Annotated in this window: 4 protein-coding genes; all 4 read left to right on the forward strand. The window is 33.6% G+C overall.

Features of this window, described 5'->3' with window-relative positions; genetic code table 11:
• The first annotated feature begins 982 nt into the window (after positions 1-982).
• On the forward strand, positions 983-2,089 hold the full coding sequence (locus tag I6E85_RS11710; RefSeq protein WP_024590317.1) for a hypothetical protein: 1,107 nt from the start codon (positions 983-985) through the stop codon (positions 2,087-2,089).
• A 1,031-nt stretch (positions 2,090-3,120) separates the two neighbouring features.
• A complete protein-coding gene (locus tag I6E85_RS11715) occupies positions 3,121-3,654 on the forward strand; it encodes a hypothetical protein (protein ID WP_024590318.1) in 534 nt (177 codons plus the stop codon).
• 112 nt (positions 3,655-3,766) lie between these two features.
• Positions 3,767-4,192, forward strand: a complete 426-nt coding sequence (locus tag I6E85_RS11720) for a hypothetical protein (RefSeq protein WP_024590319.1) — start codon at positions 3,767-3,769, stop codon at positions 4,190-4,192.
• Positions 4,193-4,954: 762 nt separating this feature from the next.
• A complete protein-coding gene (locus I6E85_RS21210; protein ID WP_024590321.1) occupies positions 4,955-5,941 on the forward strand; it encodes a site-specific integrase in 987 nt (328 codons plus the stop codon).
• Positions 5,942-6,172: the final 231 nt, after the last annotated feature.

Raw genomic sequence — 6,172 nt, forward strand, 5'->3', positions numbered from 1 at the left:
GCGATTCCAAAATGCTGAAAACGCAATAAAATGATTATGACTAATGAAATAAAGTACTTAGTCAATTCTGTAAAGTGGCTTTATCCGTGCGTAATGACGTCAGGCAACTCAGTGGCCATAAAAAATAGAGCCGATTGGTTATTGCATTTGTCATCGTGTCTTATCAAAAGTCGTTTAAATGCAGAGCATGTGTTCTGTATTGATTACAGTTTTTTTGCAGAAAAGTAGAAAAGTGTCTTCATTTTTTACACTTTTATTAAACTATCATTTCTTTCTTAAACTTTTTACACATTAAATATGTATACTTCTAAAACACTCATAAATTTAATGTTGTAACAACCTGATTTAAAACACATTAAATGCTTGTTTGATCGTTTGAAAAAATGTGGCTGGCTTATTGCAGAAATTGAGTATGTGACAAACAAAAACTGGAGAAAATGTATGTCTATTCTAACAAAGCGTTATGCTTATGCTTTTGTATCAATTTTTTGCCAATTATTTTTTTACGCTGCAATTATAAAGTTTGGAAATAGTGAAGATATAGCTAGACTTGTATACATTTTAATCAACACAATTAGTATGTATTTGTATATAAAAGCTCTTATTACAGATATAAATTATCATCGAATTTATTAATAAAATTTCGTAAAAACTGCGAAAGTTAGTGCGAAAGCTTTCGCGTTTTTTTTCTGTATTTAACATGGATATTTTAGAGTTATTAATATTTTTATTTCTGTAAATTTAAATTCAAATAACTAACTTAGTTAGTGGTTAAGTATAAAGTTCTATATAAACAATGATTTATATGGCTTTTTTGATTTTGGCGTCTGGTTTTAAGCTCGTTCATATTGTAATTAATTGCGAAACTATTCCCTCGCTAATGGCGAAATTGTTTCGCGATAAGAGCGATACTATTTGCCGTAATTGCCTATATGAACAAGCGTGTGTATAATTCAATCATGTTTAAAAGTAGGTAATACCAATGTCTGCAAAAACCACTTCATTAAATCACAAAAAAATGATTCATGAGTTGTGTAATAACTTAGTAAAAAAAGGTATTGAGCCCAACATTCCTATGCTTTTGTCGTTGATCCCTGAAATTAAAAGCACGAGCACAGCTCATAAACACTTACTATCTTGGAAGACTATTAGGGCCCAAGAGCAAAAGGAATGGTTTGATAACAAATTTGCATTGTCATCTAACTTTGCACAAACGTTTATGGATGAATTGGCGCTAAAGGAAAAAGAGGCAGAACTACGCTATAAAAACCAATTTAATGAAGCTAATAGACAGCGTTTAATAGCCGAGCAAGAACTATCACAATTCAAAGCTGAATATGAGGCACTGAGTCTTAAGCAAGTGGCAAGCGAAACAAGGATAGAGCTACTTGAGAGGCAGTTAATGCAGAGTCGAGAGCTTGCTAATGAAAATCAAGAAAATGATGCACAATATCAAAAAGCTCTGGAGGAACTGACTCGCACGCATTCTCTGGCCGTAAAGGAGCTAGATACACAAATTGAACAGTTGAGAACAAAAAATCTGTCTAGTAGTAGGTTGAACCAAGAACTAGTAGAAGAGCTAACTTCACAGAAAGCATTAGCTAGTGAAAGCAAGGCTCTCGCACAAACGCTAGATGAAAGAAACGCTAAATTACTCTTAAGTAATGAAGCCCTTATAAAGCAGAATGAAAAAGTTAATGCAGAGCTTGAAGATGCTACCCAGGCGCTAGAAGACAATAAAAATAAAGTTAATGAACTCACCGAAGTAAAAACTGCATTACAAAACGAACTAAAAACGCTGAAAGCTTCTAATTTAGCTTTACAGGAAGAAACTGACAATTTTGAAATTTATAATAATGATATAAGCCCTAATCACATTAATTTAAATGAGATAGCGGAATCAGAAGATAAAGATTTAACTGCGTTAAATGATGCTAATTTAGCATTAAGTAAAGAACTCGAATCTGTAAAAGCTGCACTCAAAGAGACTGATGCTAAGTTACAGGATGCTTACACGCATAAGATGAACTTGTTAGTTGAAGTAAAAAAACAGAAGACAGCTATAGATTTACTACGCAAAAGAAAGTAGAAATTAGTAAATATGATTAGTTCAATATCGGCAAATGATGACCCTGTCTGGGTTGTTTTTGGTATCGTCGCTTGTGCCGCGCTTGGCATGCTTATTCTGTGGTTTGGGAATGTTAATAAAGGAAAATTGGAAGAATGATTAAAAAGATTACTGAATGGCGAGTAGGGAACACCCTCTTCATAAGATGGTCAAATGGAAAGGTTAGTGCAGTCGGCAAGTCAAATAAGTAGGTATATAATTTACCAATATTTTTGAAGCAACTTCAAATTCATTAATTGAGCTTAACTTACCTGTAGCTATATTGACGTTTGTCGTATCAATTTTATCAGGTCTTTATTTATTTGCAGTTAAGGCCACAAGCTAATAATTTGAAGCTAGTAAAGATTACTAATCTCAGTGCGCTTTTTATATTTAATAGCTTTGTGTATAATTATTATTAAACTACTTCGAGGTATTTATGAATACAATTCAAATTGCGACTATTATAGTTTTAACTATTACAATATTTTCACTTGCTGGTGGTTTGTATGCCTTGAAGCATAAAAATAAAGATTAGTTATTATTTTATAATTTTTGTGGTTCAATCTATTTAGTTAATGACATCAATTAACGCAGCTCGCACCTCTAGAATAATACCAAAAGCATGCTTCCTTACATTTTCAATCTGTTTTATTCGCAAATGAAGAGGATAGAAGTTGCCTTTATGTATTCACCTACCCAAACAAACCAACATCATCTGTGCTATTAAGTGCGGTTGTATCAGCCCCGTTATTTAATTATGCGCTCGTTATTAGTAAAAATAACAAATTAGAGTCACTATATTCACCCCTTCTAGCTTTGTAGCCTAAACATTCAAGTGTGTCATAATTCGTGCAATACAGATTATCAAAATACCAATAGGGTTTTATTTTCTGTTTTTTTTGGACCTAAATACATTCAGTGTTGTGAATTGGCTTTACACAGCCAATGACTACATGTGTTGAACGTCCATGTGAATTTTTAAATGCAAGAAACCACAAAGAGGGAATAACATGATTCATCAGCTCACAGGTAAACTCACTGACATCACAGAAAGTTTTACGGAAAAAACACATAAAACTACCGTGAATATTTATGACTACTTAGAGTTCGACGGTATTAAATATGGAAATATGCAAGTACCTGACGTTATAAATAGACATCTAGTTAAAGGTGTTGGCGAACAATTCACCATTGATTACATGGAAGTTATGGAGCGTTCAACACCCAAGCGCACGATAATCGGTGTAAAAACTCAAGATGGTAAATTTGATCACATTTCAGATATAGAAATGAAGCCAGCGTTAACGGCCATGAAAGCCCTCTTTGCACTCAATATGTTCACTTATTCAATATTTTGGACCATATTTGGTGGGATAATAGCTCTGGTAACGTACTTTATGACTAAAAGTTCAAATACAGCATATATGGTTTTATTCCTTGGCTATATTGTTGTTATAGCTTTAACGACTGTCGCTAACATGAACAGAATGGGGCCTATAAAAGAAGCGCTAGCTTACATAGATGAAAAGAAAGATATAGTTTAAGCATTTTCGCCTGCATAAAACACCCCATAAAAGGGTGTTTTATGCTTTTAACTGAGAGCCTGACCAGGACTACGCTCTTAAAGATAAATTACAGATAATAAGCAATATCTCCATGAGCAAAACACCTTTATCCCCAGCAGCTTCGGACAACTACATGACTTGTGTTGACGTTGAAGTTATTAACGCCAAGCGAAAATTAACGGATGTTAGAAATACTCGCTCTAGGATGAGAAATAAAATTATAAGGTTGAGCACTAAAAGTGATGCACTTGAAAATTTTATAGCTCAGTACCACCCAAGCTTGGCAATTGAGTTTGATAAAAAAGACGAAGCACCTAATGTAGATCTTGAACCCAAAGAGAAACCAATCAAATATATTGAGCAAATATTGAAGGACATCAGCCATAATGCTTATGCAGTAGGGCGATACCAACGCAAGCTTTATAAGCTAATGAACGACCCTGACTATTTAATTTGGTTTATAGAAAATCATTACGGTAATGTTAAGCACAGTAAAAAATCAACTTCTCCGCACTAATTACAGTTTTGAGTATGTGATTTTATTGTTATCAATCAGTTGGTTAGTGTGTTTATATCGTGCTTTATAAAAAACACTATTTTATTAGAGCTTATATATTGACCCTCTCTAGCTTAGTAGCTTAGATATGAAAGTGTGACATAATTTTTAAATAAACCGTTCAGAAGGATTGGGGTGTGTTAGTTTTTTTATTTGTCATTATTTATTTGATTAGTCATTTTGCTACTTTTTATGTTTTTAAAAAGTGTAACTTTATGGGTGGTCCGAACGCGGCGATATATTTACTGTCGTGTTATGCAAGCCAAGTGATTATACCCGTGTTCATATTGCTGCTTTCATTAATTGTGTCGGGTGTGGCACACAATTTATCAGTTACACTAATAGCCGAGTTATTTACAGCTGCTTTGGGCTTAATATTATTAATTGCCTTTAGTTTTATGATTTACACTCCAAAACATGTAAAAAAGCTCAAAAAATGAAATTTAAAAACTTAGGTGAGTTAGCCTGAGTTTTTTATTTAAAGTCCAATTTAACATAAAAATAGCTATCGTAAATAGTGATTTACAAGAGCTATTTTTGAAGTTAATGTGACCAGTATGGAAATTATAATTTTCGTACTTATAGCGTACATAAATATATTGGGCGATTTGAACTAAGGTGTTGTTAAAGTGAACAAATGTGATGTACGGGTTTAATTTCAGAGATTAACATTAAACTATTTATTTTAATTCTACTACAACAAAATACAAAGAAAGGTTCATCGTGACACGATTTGCAAAAGAGCTATTTGAAGTGCGTAAAGATTTGGCCGTTTCCAATGGCAGGCACAATAAAACAATTATCTACAAAGATGCGCAATGTCCGATATATAATTATATATTATCGCTAACCTCTGAAGCCTCTAAAGAAACTGCAGCAAGGGTTTTGAAAGCGATAGCTAAGCATATGGGCAGGGATTCAATCTATGATATTAACTGGCAAAACTTTAGCGGGGTTGCATTAAATAGTTTAATTAATAGTTTTAAGTCTAAAGGAAATTATGCACCAAAGACGATAACCTTGTACATTTCTATAGTAAAACAAGTTGTTGAGCACGCTTATTTACTTGGGTATATGAGTACGTTACAACGTGATGCCATTAAGTTCATAAAGCCAAAAGCAGGCTCGCGTAGCAAAGAATATGAGCTATTAGACCATAAAGGAGTGTGCGATTTACTCAATAAAATACAATCAGGAATAGGGGAGAATGGTGCTAAAATTGGCAATCATGTCGCTAATGTTCGGGATTATGCGTTATTTTCGATACTAACACGTTGCGGGTTGCGGAGGTTAGAAGCGGCTAGTTTAAAGGTGGGTGACGTTCGGGAAAAATCACTTCGAGTTATAGGTAAAGGCAATAAAGAGCGTAAAGTAGCTTTACACCCAGTAGTTACTGAAGCTATTAAACAATGGTTTAAAATTTATAAGTATTCTAATGAAAATGATCCTCTTTTTGTAAGTATTCTAAAAGGGGGGCACTTACAAAATAAAGCAATGAGTTCTGATGCGATATTTAAATTGTGTGTGAAATACAACGCCCCACCTCCGCATTCATTGCGCCGCAGCTATGCAACAAACCTTTACAATAATGGGGCTAATATCAAAAATATTTCGTTGTTGCTAGGTCATAGTCAAATCTCTACTACAGAATTATATCTGCATGTTGGTGAAGATGATCTATACAATGACGTCATGGATAATTTGCTCTAAATAATTATAAAAAACAGTCATTATGAAAAGTCTTTCGTTATTTCATTAATAATAGGCAAGTTAAGTTGTGGCCGTAGGTCTGCTATATAACTTGCTAGCTTGTTACGTAATGCTCGCTATAAATGTAATTGTAAGCAATGGCTTTTTTTTATAACCTAGATTCAAATTGTAAGTGCATAACTTGTTTTGGCTAGATTAAGTGGTCAGTTGCTCATAAGCTAACTGCTTTTT

The organism is Pseudoalteromonas sp. NZS71 (genome assembly GCF_015864715.1).
Classification (GTDB): domain Bacteria; phylum Pseudomonadota; class Gammaproteobacteria; order Enterobacterales; family Alteromonadaceae; genus Pseudoalteromonas; species Pseudoalteromonas arctica.